The 24,544-nt window shown below is 71.2% G+C and carries 23 protein-coding genes and 1 pseudogene; 9 read left to right on the forward strand and 15 right to left on the reverse strand.

From position 1 onward, the window contains the following. The first annotated feature begins 14 nt into the window (after nucleotides 1-14). On the forward strand, nucleotides 15-917 hold the full coding sequence (ligD, locus tag CV755_RS00455; RefSeq protein WP_109278086.1) for a non-homologous end-joining DNA ligase: 903 nt from the start codon (nucleotides 15-17) through the stop codon (nucleotides 915-917). Between the two features lie 41 nt (nucleotides 918-958). Here ligD and CV755_RS00460 read toward each other — a convergent pair whose 3' ends face one another. The 4 genes from CV755_RS00460 to CV755_RS00470 all read right to left on the reverse strand — a co-directional run bounded on the left by CV755_RS00460 (nucleotide 959) and on the right by CV755_RS00470 (nucleotide 5,038). Next, nucleotides 959-1,804, reverse strand: a complete 846-nt coding sequence (locus tag CV755_RS00460; protein WP_109278087.1) for a hypothetical protein — start codon at nucleotides 1,802-1,804, stop codon at nucleotides 959-961. Beyond that, nucleotides 1,744-2,343: a hypothetical protein gene (locus tag CV755_RS34450; protein WP_161968564.1), complete on the reverse strand. Its 600-nt coding sequence runs from the start codon at nucleotides 2,341-2,343 to the stop codon at nucleotides 1,744-1,746. Before CV755_RS34450 ends, CV755_RS00460 begins: the two co-directional genes overlap by 61 nt. Nucleotides 2,344-2,570: 227 nt before the next feature. Beyond that, the gene (locus CV755_RS00465) at nucleotides 2,571-3,596 is read right to left on the reverse strand and encodes a PHP domain-containing protein (RefSeq protein ID WP_109278157.1); all 1,026 of its coding nucleotides are present in this window, start codon (nucleotides 3,594-3,596) and stop codon (nucleotides 2,571-2,573) included. A 14-nt stretch (nucleotides 3,597-3,610) separates the two neighbouring features. Next, nucleotides 3,611-5,038 carry a lipase maturation factor family protein gene (locus CV755_RS00470; protein ID WP_109278088.1) on the reverse strand — a complete coding sequence of 476 codons (1,428 nt, stop codon included), beginning with the start codon at nucleotides 5,036-5,038 and terminating at the stop codon, nucleotides 3,611-3,613. Between the two features lie 101 nt (nucleotides 5,039-5,139). Between CV755_RS00470 and CV755_RS00475 the strand changes: the two genes are divergently transcribed. The 4 genes from CV755_RS00475 to meaB all read left to right on the forward strand — a co-directional run bounded on the left by CV755_RS00475 (nucleotide 5,140) and on the right by meaB (nucleotide 12,406). Beyond that, nucleotides 5,140-7,224 (forward strand): SpoIIE family protein phosphatase, encoded by a 2,085-nt coding sequence (locus CV755_RS00475; protein ID WP_109278089.1) that lies wholly within the window; start codon nucleotides 5,140-5,142, stop codon nucleotides 7,222-7,224. A gap of 106 nt (nucleotides 7,225-7,330) precedes the next feature. Next, on the forward strand, nucleotides 7,331-9,202 hold the full coding sequence (mutA, locus tag CV755_RS00480) for a methylmalonyl-CoA mutase small subunit (RefSeq protein WP_109278090.1): 1,872 nt from the start codon (nucleotides 7,331-7,333) through the stop codon (nucleotides 9,200-9,202). Continuing rightward, nucleotides 9,202-11,400 (forward strand): methylmalonyl-CoA mutase, encoded by a 2,199-nt coding sequence (scpA, locus tag CV755_RS00485; RefSeq protein WP_109278091.1) that lies wholly within the window; start codon nucleotides 9,202-9,204, stop codon nucleotides 11,398-11,400. The genes mutA and scpA overlap by 1 nt, the downstream gene beginning before the upstream one ends. Before the next feature lies 1 nt (nucleotide 11,401). Next, nucleotides 11,402-12,406: a methylmalonyl Co-A mutase-associated GTPase MeaB gene (gene meaB / locus CV755_RS00490; protein ID WP_109278092.1), complete on the forward strand. Its 1,005-nt coding sequence runs from the start codon at nucleotides 11,402-11,404 to the stop codon at nucleotides 12,404-12,406. Between the two features lie 173 nt (nucleotides 12,407-12,579). On the opposite strand, the gene CV755_RS00495 is transcribed toward meaB, so the two are convergent. The 7 genes from CV755_RS00495 to CV755_RS00525 all read right to left on the reverse strand — a co-directional run bounded on the left by CV755_RS00495 (nucleotide 12,580) and on the right by CV755_RS00525 (nucleotide 18,611). After that, complete coding sequence (locus CV755_RS00495) at nucleotides 12,580-13,275, reverse strand: HAD family hydrolase (RefSeq protein ID WP_109278093.1); 696 nt, start codon at nucleotides 13,273-13,275, stop codon at nucleotides 12,580-12,582. 12 nt (nucleotides 13,276-13,287) lie between these two features. Continuing rightward, a complete protein-coding gene (locus tag CV755_RS00500) occupies nucleotides 13,288-13,566 on the reverse strand; it encodes an acylphosphatase (protein ID WP_193553319.1) in 279 nt (92 codons plus the stop codon). A gap of 49 nt (nucleotides 13,567-13,615) precedes the next feature. Continuing rightward, nucleotides 13,616-14,581 (reverse strand): pirin family protein, encoded by a 966-nt coding sequence (locus tag CV755_RS00505; RefSeq protein WP_109278094.1) that lies wholly within the window; start codon nucleotides 14,579-14,581, stop codon nucleotides 13,616-13,618. Then, on the reverse strand, nucleotides 14,578-14,937 hold the full coding sequence (locus CV755_RS00510; RefSeq protein ID WP_109278095.1) for a MazG-like family protein: 360 nt from the start codon (nucleotides 14,935-14,937) through the stop codon (nucleotides 14,578-14,580). Before CV755_RS00510 ends, CV755_RS00505 begins: the two co-directional genes overlap by 4 nt. Nucleotides 14,938-15,177: 240 nt before the next feature. Further along, on the reverse strand, nucleotides 15,178-16,020 hold the full coding sequence (locus CV755_RS00515) for a GNAT family N-acetyltransferase (protein WP_164503261.1): 843 nt from the start codon (nucleotides 16,018-16,020) through the stop codon (nucleotides 15,178-15,180). A gap of 51 nt (nucleotides 16,021-16,071) precedes the next feature. Continuing rightward, the gene (locus CV755_RS00520; RefSeq protein WP_109278159.1) at nucleotides 16,072-17,523 is read right to left on the reverse strand and encodes an amino acid permease; all 1,452 of its coding nucleotides are present in this window, start codon (nucleotides 17,521-17,523) and stop codon (nucleotides 16,072-16,074) included. Between the two features lie 128 nt (nucleotides 17,524-17,651). Then, entirely contained in the window at nucleotides 17,652-18,611 is a 960-nt protein-coding gene (locus CV755_RS00525) for a hypothetical protein (protein ID WP_109278097.1), read from the reverse strand. A 470-nt stretch (nucleotides 18,612-19,081) separates the two neighbouring features. Here CV755_RS00525 and CV755_RS00530 point away from each other — a divergent pair, with 470 nt between their 5' ends. Together CV755_RS00530 and CV755_RS00535 are read left to right on the forward strand one after the other, a co-directional pair. Then, nucleotides 19,082-19,600, forward strand: coding sequence for an RNA polymerase sigma factor (locus CV755_RS00530; RefSeq protein ID WP_109278098.1), 519 nt, complete (start codon nucleotides 19,082-19,084; stop codon nucleotides 19,598-19,600). Next, nucleotides 19,597-20,301, forward strand: a complete 705-nt coding sequence (locus CV755_RS00535; RefSeq protein WP_109278099.1) for a hypothetical protein — start codon at nucleotides 19,597-19,599, stop codon at nucleotides 20,299-20,301. Before CV755_RS00530 ends, CV755_RS00535 begins: the two co-directional genes overlap by 4 nt. Before the next feature lie 201 nt (nucleotides 20,302-20,502). Here the strand turns inward: CV755_RS00535 and CV755_RS00540 are convergent, their stop codons facing one another. The 3 genes from CV755_RS00540 to CV755_RS00550 form a co-directional block, all read right to left on the reverse strand. Continuing rightward, a complete protein-coding gene (locus tag CV755_RS00540) occupies nucleotides 20,503-21,444 on the reverse strand; it encodes a M56 family metallopeptidase (RefSeq protein ID WP_109278100.1) in 942 nt (313 codons plus the stop codon). Nucleotides 21,445-21,567: 123 nt separating this feature from the next. Continuing rightward, the gene (locus CV755_RS00545) at nucleotides 21,568-22,134 is read right to left on the reverse strand and encodes a DUF5134 domain-containing protein (RefSeq protein ID WP_109278101.1); all 567 of its coding nucleotides are present in this window, start codon (nucleotides 22,132-22,134) and stop codon (nucleotides 21,568-21,570) included. Between the two features lie 235 nt (nucleotides 22,135-22,369). After that, the gene (locus CV755_RS00550) at nucleotides 22,370-22,762 is read right to left on the reverse strand and encodes a VOC family protein (protein WP_109278102.1); all 393 of its coding nucleotides are present in this window, start codon (nucleotides 22,760-22,762) and stop codon (nucleotides 22,370-22,372) included. A gap of 89 nt (nucleotides 22,763-22,851) precedes the next feature. Between CV755_RS00550 and CV755_RS00555 the strand changes: the two genes are divergently transcribed. After that, nucleotides 22,852-23,412, forward strand: coding sequence for a GNAT family N-acetyltransferase (locus tag CV755_RS00555; RefSeq protein ID WP_241560879.1), 561 nt, complete (start codon nucleotides 22,852-22,854; stop codon nucleotides 23,410-23,412). An 81-nt stretch (nucleotides 23,413-23,493) separates the two neighbouring features. Then, a complete protein-coding gene (locus tag CV755_RS35660; protein ID WP_241560880.1) occupies nucleotides 23,494-23,871 on the forward strand; it encodes a nuclear transport factor 2 family protein in 378 nt (125 codons plus the stop codon). 230 nt (nucleotides 23,872-24,101) lie between these two features. Here CV755_RS35660 and CV755_RS37040 read toward each other — a convergent pair. Then, a pseudogene (locus CV755_RS37040) lies at nucleotides 24,102-24,371 on the reverse strand (helix-turn-helix domain-containing protein); the annotation flags it as partial. Between the last annotated feature and the right edge of the window lie 173 nt (nucleotides 24,372-24,544).

Below are 24,544 nucleotides of genomic sequence, written 5' to 3' on the forward strand. Positions count from 1 at the left end.
CGGGCCGCGTAGTGATGCCCGCCGCGCCTGGCCGGCAGACGGTGGAGGTGGAGGGCCGCCGGCTGTCGCTGTCCCATCTGGAGCGGGTGCTGTATCCGGCCACCGGGCACACCAAGGCCCAGGTGCTGCGCTACTACGCGGAGATCGCCCCGGTGATGGTGCCGCATCTCAGCGGCCGTCCGGCCTCATTCGTCCGGGCCCCGGAGGGGCTGACCGGGCAGAGCTGGGTGGCCAAGACCCCGCCGCCCGGCGCCCCGGACTGGGTGCCCAGGGCGACGGTGGAGCACAGCCAGGGGACCGCCGAGCAGATCGTGATCGACTCCACCGCGGCCCTGATCGCCATGGCCAATCTGGGCGCGTATGAGATCCATGTCCCGCAGTGGAAGGCCAAGACCGGGCGGGACCGGCACGACCGGCTGGTGCTCGATCTGGATCCGGGGCCCGGCACGGATCTGGTGGTCTGCTGCCGCATCGGGCAGCGGCTGCGGCAGTTGCTGGAGGACGATGGGCTGACCGCCTTCGCCGTCGTCTCCGGGGCCAAGGGGCTGCATCTGTACTCGCCCATCCTGCCCGCCTCCGGGCGGACGGTCAGCGGCTATGCCAAGGCCCTGGCCGGCCGGATGATGGGCGAGCACCCGGGGCTGGTGGTGGTCTCCATGACCAAGCTGGAGCGCCGGGAGAAGGTGCTCATCGACTGGTCGCAGAATGCCAGCGCCAAGACCACCGCCGCGCCCTACACCATGCGCCTGAGGGAGCTCCCGCTGGTCGCCGCGCCGGTCACCTGGGACGAGGTGGCCGCCTGCCGGGATCCCTCGGACCTCGCCTTCACCCCCGAGCAGGTGCTCCAACGGGTCGAGGAACAGGGGGACTTGTTCGCCCCGCTGCTGGGTGACGCGGGGCGGGCCGCGCTGCCCTGAGTGGGCGATGCCGGGCCGCTGTTGCTGGGCGCCGTGGTCCGTCAGGGATTGTTGGTCACCTGGAACCCCGCCCCGAAGATATTGTGCGCCGGATCCTTCGCCTCGCGGGCGCGCAGGTCGGCGAGGATGTTGGCAGAGCTGGTGTAGTTGAAGGGGGGCCACTCGATGGTGATGGCCTTGGTGATCCCTGCCCAGGGGCCTGCCGCCTGGAAGTTGTTGTCGGTGGAGGGCAGGTCCGTGCCGGGAACGTGCCAGATCACCGGGCCGCCGGAGTCGCGGGGGACGTGTGGGGCGGGAGCCTGGTAGATGCCGTTGTCGTTGCTGAGAACGGTGCCGTACCAGACGCCGCTCTGGCCGGAGGTGATGATCTCGTTGTCACCGGTGGTGAGCAGCCGTTCGGTGTCGAGGGCCGGGTTGAGGGCATTGGGACTGACCGGTCCCTGGGGGGACTTCACCTCGCCGGTCTGCTTGAGGTACGGGCCCTGGGAGGAGAGGGTCACCTGGGGGACCAGCTCGATCACCATGTAGTCCTTGGTGGGATGGCCCGTCTGGGAACCTTCCGGGTCCTTGTAGTAGCGGACATGGCCGATCGGGCCGAATCCGATGTCATTGCGGTCATACACGGGTTGTACATTCTCCGGAATCTCGCGGTCGGAGTACTTCTTGTCCGGTTCGAGGCAGTGGCCGGCGGATATGGCGATATGGCGCTGGTGGTCGTCCGTGCCGACGGCGCCGAGGGTGCAGAAGAGTTCGGGCGTGTCCGTCCTGAAGGTGATCTGCAGGCCGTTGTAGACGCGTTTGCCTTCGGCGGCGTGGGCCGTTGCGGTCACACCAAGGGTTCCGGTGAGTGCGATGGCCAGGGTGAGGCCGGCCAGTCTCTTGAGCACGTGGGATCTCCTTTCGGGGGCGGAATTTCGGTCACGGAATCCGCTGTCACCGCCCGGCTCCCGCAGGGGCCGGCATGCCCAGCATCGCCGGGGAGTGCTTGGCGACCGGTTCCGGTTCTTCGTCCAGCAGGCAGGCATTCCGCCAGGTCGTCCAGGTCCTTCTGGGCCACTGCCATGCGCTGGCCGAGCGCGGTGGCCCGCAACTCCCCGTTCTCGACGGTTACTTTGAGGTCGGAGCGCAGCCGGACGGGATCATCGCCGTGGTGGTCTGGGGCCGCTGGCCGAGGATGTGGTGGAAGTCGGTGGAATGTGTCGCGCCACGGCGCGGCGTTTTCCTCCGTACAGGGCCAGATGTGGTCGAACTTGAGGGCGGCGACGCCGCAGAACCAGCAGCCGACGGTGCAGTCCTTGGAAAGTTCAAAGGTGGCCGGGGCGTGCACGATGGCCTGCGATCGTTCCGTGCCGAGTTCGCCGTTGCAGCGTTTCAGCCGGCGTTGGCGCCAGATGCCCAGGGGCTCGTCACCGGCACTGGATGCCATCGTCCCCCCTTCCATGACAAGCGCTGCCGGACCGGATGGCCGCCACGGCAACCTCCGCTGCTTGCCAACAAGTTGGCCGATCGCTTGTCGAACTTCATTCCGGAGCGTTCCGGAGGAGGCCAAGTGGAATCGCTTCTGAGGTTCCGGGCGCGCCGGGTGCCGTGCCGGCCATGGGGGACTGGTCGCGCCCACACGGCGGAGCCGCAAAGGGACGCAGCCCCGCGCCCCTAGGGGGCGCTCTTGGTGCCCGTCCAGGCGAGGAGTCGGTCCGCGCTCCAGGTGGTGATGACGCGCTCGGCCGGCACCCCGCACTCCTCGGCACGGGCGCAGCCGTAGATCTGCCAGTCCAGCTGGCCGGGGGCGTGGGCGTCGCTGTCGATGGCGAACAGCGCCCCGGCCGCCAGGGCCTCGCGCAGCAGGCGCCGGGGCGGGTCCAGCCGTTCCGGGCGGCTGTTGATCTCCACCGCGGTGCCGAAGCGGGCGCAGGCGGTGAAGACCATGGTGGCGTCGAAACGGGACTCCGGGCGTGGTGAGTCGATGCCCACCAGCCGCCCGGTGCAGTGCCCCAGTACGTCCACCAGCGGGCTGGCCACCGCCGCCACCAGCCGGCGGGTCATGGCCTCGGCGTCCATCCGCAGCTGGGAGTGGACCGAGGCGACCACAAGGTCCAGGCGGTCCAGCAGCTCGGGCTCCTGGTCCAGTGAGCCGTCCGGCAGGATGTCGCATTCGATGCCGGTCAACAGCCGGAAGTCAGGGCCGAGTTGGTCGTTGATTTCGGCGACCGCCGCCAGCTGGGCGCGTAGCCGCTCCGCGGAGAGGCCGCGGGCCACCTTCAGCCGGGGGGAGTGGTCGGTGAGCACCGCCCAGTGGTGGCCGAGGTCCCGGGCGGCGCGGGCCATGGTGTCGATGGGGCTGCCGCCGTCCGACCAGTCGGAGTGCAGATGGCAGTCGCCGCGCAGGGCCGCCCTCAGCGCCAGGCCGCCCTCGGTCAGCGGTCCGCCCGCCTCCTTCTCCAGCCGGGTCAGATATCCGGGGGTACGGCCGGCCAGGGACTCGGCGACCACGGCGGCGGTCTTGGGGCCGATGCCCTTGAGCTCGGTGAGCGAGCCCTCGGCGGCGCGGCGCCGGAGCTCCCCGGCGGGCAGTCCGGTCACGGTGGCGGCGGCGGTGCGGAAGGCCCGTACCCGGTAGGTGGGGGCCTTGACGCGTTCCAGGAGGAAGGCGATCCGCTCCAGGGCGGCGGCGGGTTCCATGGCGGTCACCTCCGTCACCGCCGCAGGGCCGCCGGGGGCAGGAACTCCCGGTGCAGGGTGCGGTGCCACCAGGCGCCGGTGGTGCGCAGCTCGCGCCAGGTGGTGAAGCGGTAGTGGTAGAGCCGGGCGCGTACATGGGTGGGCGGGGCGCCGGGGAAGGGGTTGTGCCGCAGCAGCCGCAGGGTGTCCCGGTCGCCGGTGAGCAGCCGCTCGATCAGCGGGCCGAACCAGTCGCGGGCGTAGCCGGGGGAGATCGCGGCGAACCACATCAGCCAGTCCAGCCGCAGGTGGTAGGGGGCGAACTGGCGGGGCAGCCGGCGGGGGTCGCCGGGTTTGCCATGGAACTCGTACTCCCGCCATTGGGTCTGCTCGGTCAGCCGCTCGTCATCGGTGCCCTCGATGACCACCTCATAGCGCTCCCGGTTGACGCTGCCAAAGGCGCCATAGGTGTTGACCAGGTGGAAGGGGTTGAAGGACATATTCATCCGCTGCTGGGCGGAGACCATATTGCGCACCGGCCACCAGCTGAGCACCACCACCAGCACGGTGGCCGCCAGCACCAGGACCTGGTACCAGACCGGGGGCCCGGGCAGCGGGTGGTGCCGCGGCAGCCCGAGGAGACCGGCCCAGGCGGTGTCGTCCACCGCGGCCAGGGCCAGGACGATGGCCAGCCAGTTGAGCCAGGAGAAGTTGCCGGAGGCCACCAGCCAGAGCTGGGTGAGGACGATCAGGCCCGCCGCCACACTGGCCGCGGGCTGTGGGGCGAACAGCGCAAAGGGCACCACCAGCTGGGCGAAGTGGTTGGCCGCGGTCTCCACCCGGTGCAGCGGCCTGGGCAGCCGGTGGAAGAACCAGCTCAGCGGGCCGGGCATCGGCTGGGTCTCATGGTGGTAGTACAGGCAGGTCAGATCGCGCCAGCAGCGGTCCCCGCGGATCTTGATCAGGCCCGCGCCGAACTCCACCCGGAACAGCAGCCAGCGCATCAGCCAGAGCACCAGCACCGGCGGACCGGTGCGGGCGTTGCCCAGGAAGACGGCCAGGAATCCGGCCTCCAGCAGCAGTGACTCCCAGCCGAAGGCATACCAGGTCTGGCCCACATTGACGATCGACAGATAGAGCCCCCACAGCACCGCCCACATCGCCATCGCCGCCCCCAGCGGCACCTGGTCCGCGGCGCCCGCCACCACGGCCGCGGACAGCAGCGCCCCGCCCCAGGCGCACAGCGCGAAGAAACGGTCCGAGTAGCGCAGCTGGAACAGGCTGGGTGCCCGCCGGGCCGGGACATACGCGGTGAAACGCGGCACCGGCAGCATGCCCCGCTCCCCGATCAGGGCCCGGAACTGCAGCGCGGCCGAGAGGAAGCCCACCAGGTAGATCACGGCGAGCGCCCGTTGCAGCACCAGCCTGCTCAGCCAGTACCCGGACCCGGTGAACCACTCCATGCCGCTCCTAGGACTCGGTCTTCCCTCATGGGTACCCCGGGGTGCGATCAGCACCGGTCCCTCATATCGAAGAAAAGGGCAAAAAGTGACAGAGTGGCCCCATGGCTGATCGGGGAGCGACGACGCCTGCCGCCGTCCCGCCACCGGACGACTGGCCGGCCCGCCCGGAGCTGAGCCTCGCCCTCAACCGGATGGGGAGCTTCGACTGGGACCTGGTCAGCGGCCGGCTGCACCTGGACGAATCCGCGCTGGCCGTGCTGCAGGTGCCGCCCGAAGCCTTCGACGGACGCCTGGACGGCCTGGCCGGGCGGGTGCCCAGGGCCGAGGCCGTCCGGCTGGACTCCCTGGTCTCCCAGGCGCTCAAGGACGGCAGCCAGAGCTATGGCGCCTACTACCGCATCCGCACCCAGGACGGCTCGCTGCGCTGGACCTACACCCAGGGCCGGATCCACCGCGACGAGCAGGGACGGCCCTGCCGCATCATCGGCATCGTCCGCGACGCCACCGAGGAACTGGGCCACACCGGCCCCCGCGAACCCGACGAGGAACACCGCCACCAGACCACCGTGGTGGAGAAGACCACCGCCGCCCTCGCCCATGCCCGCACCGTCCAGGACGTCATCGACTTCTTCAAGGACCCGCTGGCCGTCCAGCACCTGGGCTCCGACCTGCTGGTCCTGGGACTGGTGGACGGCGGCCGGATCCATCTGGTCGCCGAGGGCCCCTCGGAACACTTCATCCCCGGCACCCGCTACACCCGGGTCGAGGACAACTTCCCGATGAGCGAGGTCATCCGCACCCTGGCCCCCCGCTTCATCGAGTCCCCCGAGGAGTTCGCGGCCTGCTACCCCTGGCTGTTCGAGCGCATCAAGGACATCGGCATCGCCTCCGCCGCCTATCTGCCACTGGTCGCCCAGGGCCGCCCCATCGGCGCCCTGGGCCTGCTGTACCGGGAGTCGCGCGGCTTCACCCGCCAGGAGCGCAACCTCTTTATCGCCCTGGGCAGCGGCCTGGCCCAGAGCATCGCCCGCGCCATGCTCTTCGACCAGGAACAGGACCTGGCCGAGGGCCTTCAGCAGTCCATGCTCCCGCGCCGCATCCCCGACATCCCCGGCGCCCAGATCGCCGTCCGCTACCGCTCCGCCCGGATGGGCCGGGACATCGGCGGCGACTGGTACGACGTCATCCCGCTGCCCGGCGGACGGGTCGGCGCCGTCATCGGCGACGTCCAGGGCCATGACACCCACGCCGCCGCCGTGATGGGCCAGCTGCGCATTGTGCTGCGGGCCTACGCCTCCGAAGGCCACTCACCCGCCACCGTGATGGCCCGCGCCTCCTCCTTCCTGCATGAACTGGACACCGACCGCTTCGCCACCTGCTGCTACGCGGAAGCCGACCTGACCGGCGGAGTGCTGCAACTGGTCCGCGCCGGGCATATAGACCCGCTGCTGCGCCACAACGACGGCACCTGCCGCCGCCTCCCGGTGGCCGGCGGGCTGCCCCTGGGGCTCTCCGCCGAATTCGGCCGCCTCGACTACCCCGTCACCAGAGTGGAACTCGACCCCGGCGAAACGCTGTTGCTGTTCACCGACGGCCTGGTGGAACGCCCCGGAGCCGATCTGGACGAGGGCATGCGGCGGATCACCGAGCTGGTCGCCCGGGGCGCCGACGAACTCCAGCGGCTCGCCGACCAGTTGTGCGAAGTGGTGGACCAGAGGCCCGGCGACGACGACATGGCCCTGCTCCTGCTGCGCCGCCATGGCGCCACCCCGCAGTCCGGCGGCCGCCTCCAGCAGCACATCGCCCCCGCCGACCCCGAGGCGCTGTCCGCCGCCCGCCATATGATCCGCACCGCCGTCCAGGCCTGGGGAGCACAGGAACGGGCCGATGAAATCGAGCTGGTCTCCGATGAGTTGGCCACCAACGCCCTGCTGCACACCGACGGCGCGGCCGTGGTGACCATCCGTATGGTGCCCGGGCCGGACCGCCGGGTGCGCCTGGAGGTGGAGGACAGATCCAGCACCCTGCCCCGCCGCCGCGACCCGGGCGAGGCCGGAGTCTCCGGCCGCGGACTGCTGTTGGTGGACCGGCTCGCCGACGTCTGGGGCGTCGAACCGCGCGGTACCGGCAAATCGGTGTGGTGCGAATTCGTGGTGAACGCCGCCGGAGCCGCGCCCAACTGGTGAGCGGCCACCCCCCGCTCAGCTGTGCCCCCGCGCGCTCAGGGAAGAGGCAAAGGTCACAGCCCTGGCCCCTGCTGCGGGCGGGGCCCGCTCGCCTAGCCTTCCCTCCATGACGGTCCTGCCTGACGAAGGCTTCTCGCTGGCCGCCGAATTCCCCGACGCCACCCGCGAACAGTGGCAGCGCCTCGTCGAAGGCGTGCTGCGCAAGGCGGGCAAGGACGCGACGGGCACGGCGGCCGAGGACGCGCTGGCCACCGCGCTCCAGGACGGGCTGGCGACCCGCCCGCTGTACACCGCCGAGGACGCCCCGCCCGCCGCCGGGTACCCGGGCCTGCCGCCCTTCATCCGCGGCGCCCGCCCCGAAGGCACCGCGCTCACCGGCTGGGACATCCGCCAGCACCACGCCCACCCCGACCCCCGCCGCGCCAACGAGGCCGTGCTCGCCGACCTGGAGAACGGCGCCACCTCCCTCTGGCTGACCGTCGGCGAGGGCGGACTCCCGGTGGACGGCCTGCCCGCCGCCCTGGACGGCGTCTATCTCGACCTGGCCGCCATCGCCCTGGACGCGGGGGCCGGATTCCAGGCCGCGGCCGACGCCCTGCTCCGGCTCCACGACGAGCGGCAGGTACCCGCCGAGGCGGCCACCGGCACCCTGGGCGCCGACCCGCTGGGCACCCTGGCCCGTACCGGCACCGCCGCCGACCACACCGCCGCGGCCCAACTGGCCCTGCGCTGCGCCCGGCAGCGCCCCGGCCTGCGCGCCCTGGTGGTGGACGCCCTGCCCTACCACGAGGCCGGCGCCTCCGCCGCCCAGGAACTGGGCTGCTCCCTGGCCACCGGAGTGGCGTATCTGCGCGAGCTCACCGCGGCCGGGCTGAGCGTCGAAGAGGCCTGCGGCCAGCTGGAGTTCCGCTACGCCGCCACCGCCGACCAGTTCCTCACCATCGCCACCCTGCGCGCCGCCCGCCGCCTGTGGTCCCGCATCGCCGAGGTCAGCGGGGCCGGACCGGCCCACCGTGCCCAGCGCCAGCACGCCGTGACCTCCCGGGTGATGATGACCCGCCGGGACCCCTGGGTGAATATGCTGCGCACCACCGTCGCCTGCCTGGGCGCCGGCGTCGGCGGCGCGGACGCCGTCACCGTACTACCCTTCGACGAGGCCCTGGGCCTGCCCGACGCCTTCGCCCGCCGCATCGCCCGCAACACCTCCGCCATCCTGCTGGAGGAGTCCCATCTGGCCCGGGTCATCGACCCGGCGGGCGGCTCCTGGTACGTGGAGCGGCTGACCGATGAACTGGCGCACGCCGCCTGGGCCTGGTTCCAGGAGATCGAACGGGCCGGCGGCCAACGCGCCGCCCTGGACAGCGGATTGATCGGCGAGCGGCTGGCGGCCACCTGGCGAGAGCGCTCCGGCCGGCTGGCCACCAGGCGCGAACCCATCACCGGCGTCAGCGAGTTCCCCCACCTCGGCGAACAACTCCCCGACCGGGAACCGGCACCGGCCCGCCCGTCCGGCGGACTGCCCAGGGTGCGCCGCGACGAGGCGTACGAGGCACTGCGCGCCCGCTCCGACGCCCATCTGGCCGCCTCCGGGGCCCGGCCCAAGGTCTTTATCGCCGCCCTGGGCCCGGCCGCCGCGCACACCGCCCGGGCCACCTTCGCCGCCAACCTCTTCCAGGCCGGCGGCATCGAACCGGTGCACCGGCCCGCCACCGTTGACGCGGACTCGGCCGCCGAAGCCTTCGCCGCCAGCGGCGCCGCCATCGCCTGCCTGTGCTCCAGCGACCCGCTCTATGCCGAGCAGGCCGAAGCCGTGGCCACCGCGCTGAAGGCGGCCGGGGCCCGGCGGGTGTTCCTGGCCGGGCGGCCGGGCGAGCGCAAGGAGAGCCAACTGCGGGCCGGCGTGGACGAGTTCGTCTTCGCGGGCGGCGACGCGGTGGCCGTGCTGACCTCCGTTCTCGATCTGCTGGGAGTGGCCTGATGTCGATCCCCGACTTCTCCGACATCGAACTGGGCCCCGTCAGCGCCCCCGCCGAAGCGGGCGCCTGGCGCGCCGCCCTCAAGGAGAGCACCGGCAAGAGCGACGGGGACCTGTTCTGGCAGACCCCGGAGGGCATCGGCGTCAAGCCGCTCTACACCGCCGAGGACCTGGACGGGCTGGACTTCCTGGGCACCTACCCCGGTATCGCGCCCTATCTGCGCGGCCCTTACCCCACCATGTACGTCAACCAGCCATGGACCATCCGCCAGTACGCCGGATTCTCCACCGCCGAGGAGTCCAACGCCTTCTACCGGCGCAATCTGGCCGCCGGACAGAAGGGCCTGTCGGTCGCCTTCGACCTGCCCACCCACCGCGGCTATGACAGCGACCACCCCCGGGTCACCGGCGATGTGGGCATGGCCGGGGTGGCCATCGACTCCATCTACGACATGCGCCGGCTCTTCGACGGCATTCCGCTGGACCGGATGAGCGTGTCGATGACCATGAACGGCGCGGTGCTGCCGGTTCTGGCGCTCTATATCGTCGCCGCCGAGGAACAGGGTGTACCGCCGGAGAAGCTGGCCGGGACCATCCAGAACGACATCCTCAAGGAGTTCATGGTCCGCAACACCTATATCTATCCGCCGAAACCCTCGATGCGGATCATCTCCGACATCTTCGCCTACACCTCGCGGAAGATGCCGCGCTACAACTCCATCTCCATCTCCGGCTATCACATCCAGGAGGCCGGGGCCACCGCCGACCTGGAACTGGCCTACACCCTGGCGGACGGTGTGGAGTATCTGCGCGCCGGACTGGGCGCCGGACTGGAGGTGGACGCCTTTGCGCCCCGGCTCTCCTTCTTCTGGGCGATCGGCATGAACTTCTTCATGGAAATCGCCAAGCTGCGGGCGGCCCGGCTGCTGTGGGCCAAGCTGGTCGCCCAGTTCGAGCCCGAGAATGCCAAATCGCTGTCGCTGCGCACCCATTCACAGACCTCCGGGTGGTCGCTGACCGCCCAGGATGTCTTCAACAATGTGGCGCGTACCTGTGTGGAGGCGATGGCCGCCACCCAGGGGCACACCCAGTCGCTGCACACCAACGCCCTGGACGAGGCGCTGGCCCTGCCCACCGACTTCTCCGCGCGCATCGCCCGTAACACCCAGCTGCTGCTGCAACAGGAGTCCGGTACCTGCCGGGTGATCGACCCCTGGGGCGGCAGCGCCTATGTGGAGAAGCTCACCCATGACCTGGCCCGCCGCGCCTGGCAGCACATCCAGGAGGTGGAGGCGGCCGGCGGCATGGCCCAGGCCATTGACGCGGGCATCCCCAAGCTGCGGGTGGAGGAGGCCGCGGCCCGTACCCAGGCCCGGATCGACTCCGGCCGTCAGCCGGTGATCGGCGTCAACAAGTACCGGGTGGCCAGTGATGAGCAGATCGAGGTGCTCAAGGTGGACAACTCGGCCGTCCGCGCCCAGCAGATCGACAAGCTGCGGCGGCTGCGCGCCGAACGCGACGAGACCGCCTGCCGGCAGGCGCTGGACGCGCTCACCCGGGCCGCGGAATCCGGCCCCGGCAACGGACTCGAGGGCAATCTGCTGGCACTGGCGGTGAACGCCGCCCGCGCCAAGGCGACCGTGGGCGAGATCTCGGACGCCCTGGAGAAGGTGTACGGGCGGCACGCGGGACAGATCCGTACCATCTCCGGTGTGTATCGCGAAGAGGCCGGGGCCTCCTCCTCGGTGGAGCAAACCCGGGCGCTGGTGGCCGAGTTCGAGCGGCAGGACGGCCGCCGGCCGCGCATCCTGGTCGCCAAGATGGGTCAGGACGGCCATGACCGCGGCCAGAAGGTGATCGCCACCGGCTTCGCCGACCTGGGCTTCGATGTGGATGTCGGCCCGCTGTTCCAGACGCCCGCCGAGGTCGCCCGGCAGGCGGTGGAGGCGGATGTGCACATCGTGGGCGTCTCCTCGCTGGCCGCCGGACACCTCACCCTGGTACCGGCACTGCGCGAGCAACTGGCCGAGGAGGGCCGGGAGGACATCATGATCGTGGTGGGCGGGGTGATCCCGCCGCAGGACGTCCAGCCGCTGCTGGACGCGGGCGCGGCCGAGGTGTTCCTGCCCGGCACGGTGATCCCGGACGCCGCCCAGGGCCTGCTGCGTACCCTGGCCGGGGTGCTCGGCCACGAGTTGTGACATGGCACGGCAGATCGACCTCGACGCCTATGTGAAGGGCGTGCTGGACGGCAAGCGGGCGGCGGTGGCCCGGGCGATCACCCTGGTCGAGTCCACCCGGCCCGACCACCGCCAACTCGCCCAGCGGATGCTGGTGGAGCTGCTGCCGCACAGCGGAGCGGCGCGGCGGGTGGGCATCACCGGCGTGCCGGGGGTGGGCAAGTCCACCTTTATCGACGCGTTGGGCACCCTGCTCACCGGGCTGGGCCACCGGGTGGCGGTGCTCGCCGTGGACCCCTCCTCCAGCCGCACCGGCGGCTCCATCCTGGGCGACAAGACCCGGATGGAACGCCTCGCCGTGGACCCCGCCGCCTTTGTCCGGCCCTCGCCCACCGCCGGCACCCTGGGCGGAGTCGCCAAGGCCACCCGGGAGACCATGGTGGTGATGGAGGCGGCCGGCTATGACGTGGTGCTGGTGGAGACGGTCGGCGTGGGCCAGTCCGAGACGGCCGTCGCGGACATGGTGGACACCTTTCTGATGCTCACCCTGGCCCGCACCGGCGACCAGTTGCAGGGCATCAAAAAGGGCGTGCTGGAACTCGCCGATGTCATCGCCGTCAACAAGGCGGACGGGCCGCATGAGCGCGACGCCCGCTCCGCCGCCCGTGAACTGGCGGGTGCCCTGCGGCTGTTGCGCGCCCCGGACGCGGCCTGGAACCCTCCGGTGCTCACCTGCAGCGCCCGCGAGGGCACCGGGCTGACGGCGCTGTGGGAGCGGCTGGAGCAGCACCGGAGGGTCCTGGAGGCCACCGGCGAGCTGCGGCGCCGCCGCAGCGAGCAGCAGGTGGAGTGGGCCTGGTCCATGGTCCGCGAGCAGCTGCTGACCGAACTGCGGACACATCCGGCGGTACGGGCGGCTGCGCCGGGCCTGGAACGGGGGCTGCGGGAGGGCACGTTGACGGCGACGCTGGCGGCGGAGCGGCTGCTGGAGGCGTTCCGCTCGCCTGCGGGGCCGGCCGGCGGCTGACCGGGCCCGCCCCGGCCGACGCCGCCCGGCGTTCCTCGCCGGGTGCGGTTCCTCTTGGTGAGCGGCTCCGTTCAGGGGTCACATGTCATGTGCGGGCCGTTTGTGGCTGGTCGTGCCCACGCGGCGGAGCCGCATAGTGCAGCAGCCCCGCGCCCCTATGGGGCGCTGCGTGGTCAACCCAACCGGTCCAGCACCGGGCGGAGGCCGTCCTTGCGCTCCGTCACCGGCCGGTGCTCCACCAGCAGTACCTCGCACCCGAGCGCGGCCGCCCCGCCGTCGGCCCGGGCGTCGTCCCCGACCATCAGCACCTGCCCGGGCGCCAGCCCGAGGGCCCGGCAGCCGATGGCGAACAGCCGCGGATCCGGCTTCTGCACCCGGTGCTCATACGACAGCACAAAGGCGTCCACCCAGCGGTCCAGGCCATGCTGCCGGAACACCGGCCGCAAGTCCCAGCCGGTATTGCTCACCACACCGACCGGCACCCCGCGCCGCCGCAGCTCCGCCAGCACCTCCGTCGCGTCCGGGTACGGAAGCCAGGCATCCGGCTCCATATGCCGGGCGTAGAGCGCCTCATACAGCTCCGGCTTGGGCAGCCGGACCTCCCTGGCCAGGCCCAGATAGGCGGCCCGGTGCTCCTCGCGGCTGCGGTCCCGCTGGGCCCAGGCCGCCGCCAGCCGGTCCGGCACCACCCGTGGCACCGGACCGCCCGGCAGCGCCCCGGCTTCCCGCAACTCCCCTTCCAGCCGCGCGAATTCGGTCTCATCCACCTGAACACCGGCCCGGTCCAGGACGGTACGCAGCCAGGAGGCGGTGGACTCGATACGGAAGAGGGTGCCGGAGAAGTCGAAGAGAACACCGTTGACAGTCATGCCGTCAGTTTCTCAGCCCCCCGTAGCGCGGACCTCGAAACCGGCCAGTCCCTCCGGCTCCTCCGCCTCGACCTCAACCCCCTGCACCCTGGCCCGGTCCGGCCCTTGCCGCGCCCAGCGCACCAGCCGTTCCACGGCGTCCTCGTCCCCTTCGAACACCGCCTCCACGGTCCCGTCCGTCCGGTTCCGCACCCATCCCGCCACCCCGTGCCGCCGCGCCTCGGCACGGCAGGTGTCCCGGTAGTACACGCCCTGCACCAGGCCGGAGGCGATGATGTGCTTGCGGATCACGGGAACCTCATTTCAGGAGAAGCGTGGGTATTCCCGGCAAAGTGTAGGGTCAGCGGGCCCGGCCGCGAGGCTTGAGCGGGACGGGCGGCAGCACCGGTGCCGGCAGCGGAGGGCCGTGGTAGCCGTGGACCTCGCCGAAGCGGGTGCCGGTCATCCAGTCCTCGCGGGCGCGGGCGATCTCCTCATGGGTTCTCGCCACAAAGTTCCACCACATCAGGATCTTCTCCTCGAAGGGCTCACCGCCGAGCAGCATCAGGGCGCTGTCCACCTCGGCGCGCAGCGGGAGTTCGGAGCGTCCGCAGCCCAGGTAGAGCAGGGCGCCGGGAGCGAGGGGGACGCCGTCCACTTCGGCCTCGCCGGACATGGACAGGGCGGCGTATTCGAAGTCCGGTTCCAGGGGGAGACAGGCGGTGGTGCCGGAGGGGAGGGTGAGGTCGGCGCCGACGATCGGGGTGTAGGTGGTGGCGGGGGAGGAGGCGCCGTCCAGCCGACCGAGGATGACGGTGGCCTGCAGGCCACCGCCGGTGATCCGGGGCAGCTCGGGGTGGTGCTCCCAGCCCGGCGCGGTATGGCGGTAGGCGTCGGGCAGCGCCACCCACAACTGGGCGCCGTGGAGCAGACGGGCGTGTTGGCGCGGCGATTCCTCGGAGTGGGCGATGGCCCGACCCGCAGTCATCACGCCCAACTGGCCGGGCCGCAGGGTCTGCAGACTGCCCAGGCTGTCGCGGTGCAGCACCTCGCCGTCGTGCAGCCAGCTGACCGTTTGCAGGCCCATATGCGGATGCGGGGGCACCTGCATACCGGGCTCGCCGGCGATGTCGTCCGGGCCGTAGTGATCGACAAAGCACCAGGCCCCCACCATGCGCCGGCCCAGGCTGGGCAACAGCCGCCGTACCACGGTGCTTTCGCCCAGCGGGATGTCCTTGGCCGGCAACAGGTCGCGTACCGGCCCGGTGCTGACACCGGCGCGGCCGCCGCAGAGGGTGGTGGCGGGTTTGCGGTCGAGATTGCTCATGGGGGCAGGGTTTCATCCGCCCTGGCCGGGGCCTTGGTCAACGCGTCGATGCGGCGGGTGACGCGCCGGGCGTGCTCGTCGAACAGGGCGGCGGGGTCGTCGGTGAAGCGGTGCAGCGCGGTGGCGGCGGTGATGATGACATCGCACAGTTCGGCGGCCACATCGGCCCGTTGATGGGTCACCCCCTTGCGGGGGTTCTGGCCGGTCATTCCGATATATGCCTGCATCACCTCACCGGCTTCCTCGGCGAGCTTCATCAGCCGCAGGGCGGTCTCGTGTGCACCGGTGCCATTGGCGGCGTCCAGCCAGGCCGCCGAGCGGCGGGCGACCTCCCAGAGGGGGCCGGTCTCGTTCATGGGAAGCTCCGGATCATGGGGCATGGGGCAACAGTAAAGGGCGCCCGTTCGGGGTGCGGGCCGCGGCCTCATGCGGCTCCGTCGCGTGGCCGCGACCGGCCACAGGTGGCCCGCACCTGACACATGACCGACGAGGAACGGCCCCATCCCCTCGGTCACGCGTCAAGTGCAGGGCGTCTGTGGCCGGTCGCGCAGTTCCCCCGCCCCTTACGGGGCGCCCCGAGAGCAATCGGACAGGCCCTAACCGAGCTCCAGCGTGGTGACCCCGAACACCCGCTCCACGGGGGTCGTGGGCGCCGCGCCGTGGTACATCCGCACCGTGTGGGAGACGGCCGTCAGACCCCATGCCTGGGCCATGGCGCAGGCGGCGGCGTGCGGCTCGGGGATGTCCAGGGACACCTCGTGGCCGGGTTCCAGGGTGGCGGTGAGGGCATCGAAGACGGCCCCGGCGTCGTCGGCGGAGTCGGCGAACAGCGGCCCGATGCGGTATCCCTGGCCGGCGGGGCGGATCACCCCGTACCCGCTGATCCGTCCGTCCCGCAGCCGGACGTATGCCGTGTGACCGTCGGCGGTCAGCCAGCGCCGCAGAAACGCGGGCCGCTCGGCGGGGAAGCAGTGCCGGTCGTAGGCCGTGACGGCGCCGAGCCGGTCGGCGGTGAACGGCACGGCGTCCAAGGGGTGTTGGGCGGCGGCCGGCCGCCCCGAGTAGCGCAGAGTGCGGTACGCGGAGGTGAAACCGGAGCGCTTGTAGGTGTCCTCCTGCTCGGGCACCGCATCCAGGCCCACCGTGCGCTCTCCGGCGTGCGGGAAGGCCGCTTGCCAGGTGGCCAGGCCCAGACCCCGGCCGCGGAACTCCGGATGCACCAGATAGAAGCCGAGGAAGGCGAAGGCGGGGGAGTAGGTGACCACGGATATCGCGGAGACCACCCGCCCGTCGTCCAGGCGCCCCAGGAAGAAGCCCTCCGGATCGGTGGGGTGGAAGCAGGTCTCGTCCCCCTCGCCCGGATTCCAGCCCTCCGCCTTCGCCCAGGCGACGGCCTGCCGCCACTCCTCCAGCGAGGCACGGGAAACGGTGAGATTCATCGGTGCGCGGTCCTTTTCCATATGCATTTCCATGACGTCCGGGGAGCGGTTTCAGATCAGGTCCATCGCGGCCACCTCGTCGGGACTGCCATAACTCACCGGCCCCTTGAAGCGGCGGCGGGCGGTGGCGAACCACCAGACCGTGGCGATCAGCAGTACCACACCCAGCGCGATGGGCGCGTAGTTGAAGGACTGGGCGGTGATCGGCGAAGCCTGCGGCAGCATGAACAGCACATTGCTGAGCCCGATCCACAGCACCGCCAGGGCCGCCACCGGCCGTCCCCAGCGCCCCAAGTGCCAGGGTCCCGGCCGGAATTCCCGCAGCCGCAGCCGGAGGAAAATCGGTACCCCGTAGGCCAGGAACAGCCCCACCACATTGATGCTGACCACGGCGGTGAAGGCGACCTTGGACCACCAGCCGGGCACCACCAGCACCAGGGCGCAGACCGCGGCCAGCCACACCGCCTTGACGGGGGTGCGGGTGCGCGGGGACACCGAGTGCCACAGCCGGGAGCCGGGCATGGCTCCGTCCCGGGAAAAGGCGAAGATCTGCCGGGTGTTGCTGGTCATATTGGCCAGCCCGCAGAACAGCATGGCCCCGATCACCACCAGCAGCAGCACCTTGGCGGTGGTCATCCCCAGCGCGTCGATGAGGATCTGCACCGGTGGGGCGTCCGCGGCCGCCTCCTTGGTGTAGTCGGTGACGGCATAGACCAGGGCCAGCATCAGCATCAGCCCGGTCAGCGCGGAAAAGCCGATGGAACGCACAATGCCCCGGGGCGCGTTCACCGTGGCCTGCACGGTCTCCTCGGACATATGGAAACTGCCGTCGAAGCCGGTGAAGGTCCAGCTGGTGACCAGCAGGCCGAGCAGCCCGGCGTAAAAGGCGCTGCCGAAACCGGTGTTGTTCACCGAATGCAGCACAAAGGAAGGCGACTGGTGGTGCGAGGGCACCGAGACCAGTGCGGTGACGATCACCACCAGGCCCACCAGCAGCCACCACACCGAGATCCGGTTCACCACCGCCACCAGCCGCACCGTATAGGTGTTGGCCAGCGCCTGGATGAGCAGAATGGCCGCGGTGATCAGCACGGTCTGCTGCCGTGTCGGCTGGTACGAGGACCACTGCATGGCGACAAAGGACTGGATAAAGGTGGCCGCCGCGTAGTCCGTGGCGGCGGTACCGCCCACCTGTCCCACGAAGTTGAGCCACCCGGTGTACCAGGACCAGGCGCCCTGATGCCGCTTGGCCAGCTTGCCGGCCGAGAAGTACAGGGCGCCGCTGGTGGGGTAGGCGGAGGCGATCTCGGCCATGGAGGCACCCACGAACAGCACCATCACCGACACCCCGATCCAGCCGAACACCAGCACCCGTGGGCCGCCGGCGTTCATCCCGAAGCCGAAGGAGGAGAAGATCCCGGAGAGGATATTGATGATGGTGAAGGAGATGGCGAAGTTGTCGAACGCCCGGAAACGCCGGGTGAGTTTGCGCGGATAGCCCATGGCGTGCAGGGTCGCGTCGTCGTCCAGGGCGACGCTGGCGGCGGCCTGCCGGTGTGCTCGGTCCTGAGCGGGGGACGGGGTCTCCGTCATCTGCACCTTCTTCCTTACGATGGAGTCGGGAACCGGAATCAGTCCGCGCCGGGCACCGGCAGCCGGCAGCGCCGCCGGGCTCTGGTCAACTGCTCCTCCGGAGCGCCGAAAACGCTCCAGGGCATGCGCGAGGCATAGGGGCCCATGGCCGCCAGCACCGTCCGGGCCTCCTCCTGGCACTCGGCCATCAGCAGGGCATGGGCCAGATAGGCCAGATCGACGACCGGGGTGAAGCGGTACTCCGCCACCTTGGGAAACCAGTGCCGGTAGATGTCCAGAGCCAGGCTTCGACAGCGGTGCTGCTCCCAGACCCGGTCCGCCAGCGGGTCGGCCCGTGGGTCATAGTCCTCCACCCGGGCCACCAGCGGGAGCAGCCGCACCGGGGAGTCGGCCGGCGCCCGGTTGCTGAGAAACTCCACCACATCCCAGCGGGCGCTGGCCGAGCCGCCGTGCCGGGCGAAGTAGAAGGCCAGAAAGCGGTGATGGGCCTCGCGGTTGAAGGGATCCAGGCTCAGCGCCCGGGAGAACAGCACCCAGGGACCGCGGGGCGCGGTCAGCATGCCGCGGGGCGCCGGGTCATTGGGGCGGTCTATCCGGGCCAGGGCCAGCCGGGCCGCCCAAGGGGTGGGATCCCGCGGTGACATCAGCGCCGCCTGGTCACAGGCGGCCTGGGCGATACGGACCAGGGAGGCGGCCCGGCTGTCCCCGGCGTCGGCCATCCGCAGCGCCCGCAGCATGGCCACCCGGGCCCACAACAGGGCGGCGTCCGCGCTGGGTTCCTCGGCCAGCCGGCGCTCGGCCAGATCGGAGTCGGCGGATATGGAGGCCAGTACCAGGGAACGGTGGGCGCGCAGCGCGAAGTCCTCCCGGGCGTCCCCGAGCACGGCCAGCGCGCTGTGGTAGTGCCCGGCCTGGACATCCACACAGGCCTGGGCCAACTCATGGTCGTCCGCCGCCGGATGCCAGACATACCGGCCCTCGAATGTGCCCGCGATCATGCTCACCTGCCACCCATCGGCGCTGTCTTACGGACAAACACCCGTTTTCGCACGCCCTGTCCGTGCCGGGCCCGGCCGAATGTGCTTACCGTTCGCATCGGCAGGCTCACCGTTCGCACCGGCAGCAGGTCACACCTTACTCATCAAGCTCTCGGCGGGAAGTCCATCCGGAAGATCGACTGCCGTATCCGGCCCGGCAGTTACCGGAATCTGGTGTTCCGTAAGATTTTACCCGGGCTACCGGCACGAATTGGTCTCGGTGAGCGCCATTACCGGCGGAGGGGAGAGAAGGATGTCGTCCCTCGGGGCCGTGAGCGGACGAGGGGAGCGGACCGCCCGGCCCGGCTCACCATCATCACAACCGGAGGGATCCCCAGTTCAGTGAACCCACACCACGCAGGCGATCGGCGGACCGACCGGCGGCGAGGGGGCGAGCGTTGACGCCCTCCTGCCGCGCGAGCACGCTTCCCGTGACCGAGCTGCCTGCCGACTACCGGGCCTTCCACCAGCTGTACCGCGGTGCCTATGTGCACTGGGCCGAGCTCTATCTGGGCAATCGCCATGACGCCGAGGAGGCCGTGGACCAGGCCTTCGAGGACCTCTACTTCGTGTGGAGCGATGTGCTGCGGGCGGAGAACCCCAACGCCTATGCCTGGGCGGTGGTCAGACACCGGACCATCGACTGCGCCCGGGCCAGAGGCCGGCGCCCCACCGTCATCGACACCGCGGTCTTCGAGACCGAGGCGCTGGGCCGGGCCGTGGACCCGATCGGCGAACTGGAGCTGAGTCTGGCCGTCTACAAGGCCATCTGTGCCTTACCGGCCCGCCAGCACGATGTGATCGTGCTGCACTACTGCCTCGGCTTCAGCGTCCGGGAGACCGCCGACATCATGGGCATAACCCAGGGCGGGGTGCGCTCCACGGCCCGTCATGCCAGACACCGCCTGCACCAAGCGCTGGGACTGCAGAAGGAAGAGGAGCACCGGTGACCGGATCACTCGACCACGTGCTGGCCAAGGCGCGCCTGGACCGGCGCCCCTACGCGAGCGCGGAGGTGGACCGGGCCGAGGCCCGGCTGGCCGCCCGCCTCACCGAGCGGATGTGGCGCGGGGCCCTGTGCTTCGACGACCAGATGGAACCGGCCCGGGCTGCGGCGGCCCGCGCCGCACAGCGCAACTACCTTCCGCACCGGGCCTTTTACCGGAGCCTGCGCAGCCTGTGCAAGACCGTGGTGGCCCAGGACCTGCACAAGCTGGGCACCTTCCTGGCCCACCGGCTGCTGGAGCCGGAGGGCGCCCTGGTGCTGGGCTGTGTGCTGCAACTGGCCGACCGTGAGGACAGTGCCCGGTTCTGGTGGCAGTTCGCGGCCGGGGCCGACGCGGCCTGGGCCGCCTGCTGTCTGTATCTGCACCATATGGCGCTGGGGGAGCGCCAGGAGGCCGAACTCTGGCGCAGGCACGCCGGGTTGGAGTCGCTGATCCCGGAGACCCCCGAGGAGATCGACCGCAATGACCTCAACACCGCGCTGCAGATGCTGGACGGGCTGCGCGACGGCGAGGGCTTCTCCCCGGCGGCCTCGGCGGTGATCGCCTATGTACCGGACGCGCTGGGCTTCGTGGACGAGGTCGATCTGCCGCTGCCGCAGCCGGACTTCCCTGAGCGCATCGAGGAACTCACGGCGGTGCACTAGGGGGCCCTGTCAGGGGCGCGGGGCGTTTCTGTTTTGCGGCTCCGCCGCGTGGGCGTGACCAGCCACGGACGGCCCGCACTCGAAACGCAACCGGGGGCACCCGGACCCGCGATGGTGCCGCTGTCCCTGCCGCTCCGCCGCGTGGGCGCAGCCCAACCACGAACTGCGCGCACCCGGAACCCAGCCGGCCCCGGAGCCCCCTCAGCGACCGAGCGCGCTCAAGCCCGGCACAAAAGTCACCAGCAGCGGCACCGCCGGAACCAGCGCCGCCGCGGCGGTCAGCCGCAGCCGCCGCGCGGGCGTCAGCCGCGGTGCGGGCGCCAGCAGCCGGTCCACCCGGCCCGGCACCTGGGACAGCTGGGCCGGGCCAGGGCCGAACACCCCGCGGTCCTCGTTGAGTTCGACCAGCGCCAGAGCCGTGGTCAGCCGCCCGAAGCGCCGGGACGCCGCATCATCCGCCGCCAGCTCCACCAGCCGGTGCACCTGGTCACGGAAGGCGGCGAACACCGGCACCTGCGGAAAGCCGTTGGCCAGCGCGCCGGAGCAGTGCAGCAGCCAGTGGTGGCGGGCCCGGGCATGGCCCTGTTCATGGGCCAGCACGGCGTCCAACTGGGCGTCGTTCAGCCGTCGCAGGGCGCCGGTGGTGATCACCAGCCGGGGAGCCCAGCCGCCGCGCAGCAGCCAGGCGTCCGGGCGGTCGCCCTCCAGCAGCACCAGCCGCTCCGCGTCCGGCTCCTCACCCGGCAGCCGGGGCGAACGCTCCCGCAGTTCGGCCCGGCGCCGCCGGCGGTCGGCCCGTGCGGTACGGACCTCACGGGTCAGCATCGCCGCGGTCCAGGCGGCGCCACAGGCCAGGGTGACGGCCAGCGGCTCGGCCCAAGGGCCGTAGCCGGTAAGGGAGTACGCCTCCACCACCCCGTTCGGCGCGGGGGCGAACACATTGCCGCGCACCCGGGTCCAGGCCGCGGCGGCGCTCAGCGCCATGGCGAGGGCGCAGCACAGCAGCACGGCGGCCACCACGCACTGCCACACCCAAAGGGCCAGCACGGGTTCACGATCGGGCCAGTCGGCACGGGCCAGCACCCGGGGCGCCAGGGCGGCGATCAGCCCGCCGAGAGCCAGCAGCGCGAGCGGGACCATCATGGGCGTCAGCCTATGAGCGCGGCGGCCCGGCCAGAAACGTCTGGCGGCGGGAAAGTGACGCAGACCACTTCCGGCGCAGACCGCTCCGCCCGGTGAGCGGACCACCGGAGCAGGCGCGCGCACTCACATGGTGAGCAGCATGGTGACCATGCCGATGCCCATGGACAGCCGGCAGGCCCGCGTCAGCTCCGGCCGCCGGGCCGGGACTGGCGCGGCCACCGCGCCCGGAGTCACGGCGGCGGGCAGCAGGGCAGGCACCGAACGGACCACGTACACCGCGAAGTACAGCAAGAGCAGCCCGGTGAGCGGTGGGGCCCCGGCCGGCCGGTGACCGGTGTGCCCGCCATGGCCGCCCTCGGGAGCGGCAGCCATGGCGAGGGCCATATAGACCATCGCGAATGCCCCTATGGCGTGGTGCAGATGATGACCACCGCCCTGCCGGCGCACCAGGGACAGCGCCCGCAGGCCCGCGGCCGCGAACACCGCGGCGAACAGCGCCGCTCCCCAGGACGGGGCGCCGGACATCCAGACCGGCAGGGCCATCACCGCCATACCCAGCGCCATCAGCGCATCGCCCCGCGCGGCCCGGCGCTCCCCCACGCCGCCGGCCCGCACCCCACCCAGACAGTAGGCACCGGTAGCGGTGCACAGCACCACCAACAGCCAGCCGACCAGCGGCGGTTGATGCATGGCACACCTCCCCGGGGCACACGGTCCACCCCGGGAGAATGCCCAACTCGGCGTGTGTACACGGGAGCGCACAGAGGCGCACGGGGGCGCATGGTTCGCTTCCGCCCCGCGCCCCGGGCGGCCAGGGTGCGCCGGAGTCCGGCTCGGCCGTGTCCGGCGGCTTTGTCACCACCGCCATCGGCGCCCTGCCACCGCCATCGGTGCCCTGTCACCGCCGGGCGCGCAGCCCGGATCCCTAGACGCCCGGGCGGTAGCGCAATGGATGCCCCTCCGGCACCTCCACCACCGCGATCCGCACCCCGTCCGGATCGGCGATCCACATCTCCACCAGCCCCCAGGGCCGGCGCCGGGGCGGCTCGAGGATCTCCACCCCCTGGTCCAGCAACTCCCGGTGGGCTCCGTCGGCATCGGCCACCTGGAGCCACAACTCCAGCCCGGGCGCTGGAGCTTGGGACGAGCGCCCGGAGACCTCCAGGAAGCCGCCGCCCAGGAAGTAGACGGTGCCGCGCTCCGGCCCCTCGCCGAACTCGCGGTAGACGGCCAGCCCCAGCGCACCGCCATAGAAGGCCCGGCTCCGCTCGGGATCGGTGGGCCGCAGCAGCACCCTGCTGCTCAGTACATGCACCATGCTCGAAACTGTACGCAGACCCCTCCGGTTAGGCTCGGCTGTGCCGTAGTACGGCATGGAAGAGCCCAGTGAGAGGACGCGGACAGCAGATGGAAACCAGGGAAGAGACCGGTGCGGTCCGGCTGATGGAGCCGGTTTTCCGGGTCGCGACCACCGCCGATGTACCGGCTCTCGTCGCCTTGATCGAATCGGCCTACCGGGGGGACGCCAGCCGGGCCGGCTGGACCACCGAGGCCGATCTGCTGGATGGGCAGCGCACCGACCCGGAGGGTGTGCTGGCCGTGGTGTCCGACCGGGCCGGCCGGCTGCTGGTGGCCGAGTGCGAGGGCGAGCCGGTGGCCTGCTGCCAGCTGGAACACCGGGGTGATCACGCCTACTTCGGGATGTTCGCGGTGCGCCCGGAACTCCAGGGCGCCGGGCTGGGCAAGCTGGTGATCGCCGAGGCGGAGCGGCTGGCGCGGGCCGAGTGGGGCGCCGTTGAGATGCATATGACCGTGATCCGCCAGCGGGCGGAGCTGATCGCCTGGTACGAGCGGCGCGGCTACCGGCGCACGGGGCGGATGAGCCCCTTCCCGTACGGCGACGAGCGCTTTGGCATCCCCCGCCGCACCGACCTGGAGTTCGAGCTGCTGATCAAGGAGCTCGGCTAGCGCTGTGACCGGCAAGGTTCACCGTGATCGGAAGGCGGCTCGTGGGACGAGCGCACGCTAAACGGCTGGTATTACTGGGGCATGCAGGAAGAGATTGCACGCTCCGCGATCGACACGTTCATCTCCGCGTTCAACGCCTCGGACGACAGCTATGTGACCGCCCTGCTCTCCCAGGCTCTGACCTCGGACGTGGTCTTCTGGGGGCCGTTGGGCCGCAGCGAAGGAATCGCGGCGGTCGAGCGGTTTGTGCTGGACATCCGACGCCACCCGGCGGGGACCGGCACGATGGTGCGCTGCTCCGCGGTGGACATGCCTGACGAGTGGGCCCGGTACCAGTGGGTCTTCACCACGCCGGATGGAGGTCCCCGCCTGACCGGAACGGACGTCGTCCATCTGCGGCGGAGCCTCATCGACCAGGTCATCGTCTTCGCGGGGGAGATCGAACCGTCCGCTTCCTGAGTCATCCTTCTGTCGCTGTCCTTCTCCTGGACTCGCCCCATCGGCGTTGACTGCGGGTGCGGGCGCGTTCCTTGCGTTGGGCGGTGAGTACGTCGGGTGGCGGGCGTTGGTGGTGCGCCGGCGCAGGTAGCGGTGCAGTGCCTGGGTTTGCGCGGGGCGGCTGCGGTGGTGGGAGCTGGCCAGGGTGAACTGCCGCAGCGAGCCGAAGTGGGCCTCGATCGGGTTGGCCCAGGAAGCGCAGGTCGGGGACGGCCTCCCGCCCGGCGAGGGTCCAGGCAGGCCAGGCCGATCTCGTTGAAGCGGTGGATCAGGTCCCGGACGGTGTCCTCGTCCGCCTGGACCAGCTGGGCGATCACCGGCACCCGGTTCCCGCCGGCCGAGGCCAGCAGCATCATCGCGCGCCAGTAGCGCACCGAGTTGGTGCTGCCCCGGCGCACGGTCTGCTGCAGCTTCTGCCCCTCCTGGTCGGTCAGCCTGCGTATACGGACAGGCTCAGCCACCGGGCCTCCAGCGCTCGGATCGGACGCCGCCGCACATCAAACCGTCACCACCAACCCGGTGAACCTTCCCGGTCAGAGCGCCGCCAGAGGCCGGTGGCCGGAACCCGACTGGCACAGCGTCGGAGGCGCCGGTGACCCCTGGGGCGTTGTTTGACGGCAGAGACCCCGGACGG

The organism is Streptomyces orinoci, from assembly GCF_003121295.1.
GTDB lineage: Bacteria > Actinomycetota > Actinomycetes > Streptomycetales > Streptomycetaceae > Streptomyces > Streptomyces orinoci.

Coding starts and splice junctions, on each gene's coding strand:
- ligD (WP_109278086.1), top strand. CDS start 15: ATGCCCGCCGCGCCTGGCCGGCAGACGGTGGAGGTGGAGGGCCGCCGG.
- CV755_RS34450 (WP_161968564.1), bottom strand. CDS start 2,343: ATGGCATCCAGTGCCGGTGACGAGCCCCTGGGCATCTGGCGCCAACGC.
- CV755_RS00465 (WP_109278157.1), bottom strand. CDS start 3,596: ATGGAACCCGCCGCCGCCCTGGAGCGGATCGCCTTCCTCCTGGAACGC.
- CV755_RS00470 (WP_109278088.1), bottom strand. CDS start 5,038: ATGGAGTGGTTCACCGGGTCCGGGTACTGGCTGAGCAGGCTGGTGCTG.
- CV755_RS00475 (WP_109278089.1), top strand. CDS start 5,140: ATGGCTGATCGGGGAGCGACGACGCCTGCCGCCGTCCCGCCACCGGAC.
- mutA (WP_109278090.1), top strand. CDS start 7,331: ATGACGGTCCTGCCTGACGAAGGCTTCTCGCTGGCCGCCGAATTCCCC.
- scpA (WP_109278091.1), top strand. CDS start 9,202: ATGTCGATCCCCGACTTCTCCGACATCGAACTGGGCCCCGTCAGCGCC.
- meaB (WP_109278092.1), top strand. CDS start 11,402: ATGGCACGGCAGATCGACCTCGACGCCTATGTGAAGGGCGTGCTGGAC.
- CV755_RS00495 (WP_109278093.1), bottom strand. CDS start 13,275: ATGACTGTCAACGGTGTTCTCTTCGACTTCTCCGGCACCCTCTTCCGT.
- CV755_RS00505 (WP_109278094.1), bottom strand. CDS start 14,581: ATGAGCAATCTCGACCGCAAACCCGCCACCACCCTCTGCGGCGGCCGC.
- CV755_RS00510 (WP_109278095.1), bottom strand. CDS start 14,937: ATGAACGAGACCGGCCCCCTCTGGGAGGTCGCCCGCCGCTCGGCGGCC.
- CV755_RS00515 (WP_164503261.1), bottom strand. CDS start 16,020: ATGAATCTCACCGTTTCCCGTGCCTCGCTGGAGGAGTGGCGGCAGGCC.
- CV755_RS00520 (WP_109278159.1), bottom strand. CDS start 17,523: ATGGGCTATCCGCGCAAACTCACCCGGCGTTTCCGGGCGTTCGACAAC.
- CV755_RS00525 (WP_109278097.1), bottom strand. CDS start 18,611: ATGATCGCGGGCACATTCGAGGGCCGGTATGTCTGGCATCCGGCGGCG.
- CV755_RS00540 (WP_109278100.1), bottom strand. CDS start 21,444: ATGATGGTCCCGCTCGCGCTGCTGGCTCTCGGCGGGCTGATCGCCGCC.
- CV755_RS00545 (WP_109278101.1), bottom strand. CDS start 22,134: ATGCATCAACCGCCGCTGGTCGGCTGGCTGTTGGTGGTGCTGTGCACC.
- CV755_RS00550 (WP_109278102.1), bottom strand. CDS start 22,762: ATGGTGCATGTACTGAGCAGCAGGGTGCTGCTGCGGCCCACCGATCCC.
- CV755_RS00555 (WP_241560879.1), top strand. CDS start 22,852: ATGGAAACCAGGGAAGAGACCGGTGCGGTCCGGCTGATGGAGCCGGTT.
- CV755_RS35660 (WP_241560880.1), top strand. CDS start 23,494: ATGCAGGAAGAGATTGCACGCTCCGCGATCGACACGTTCATCTCCGCG.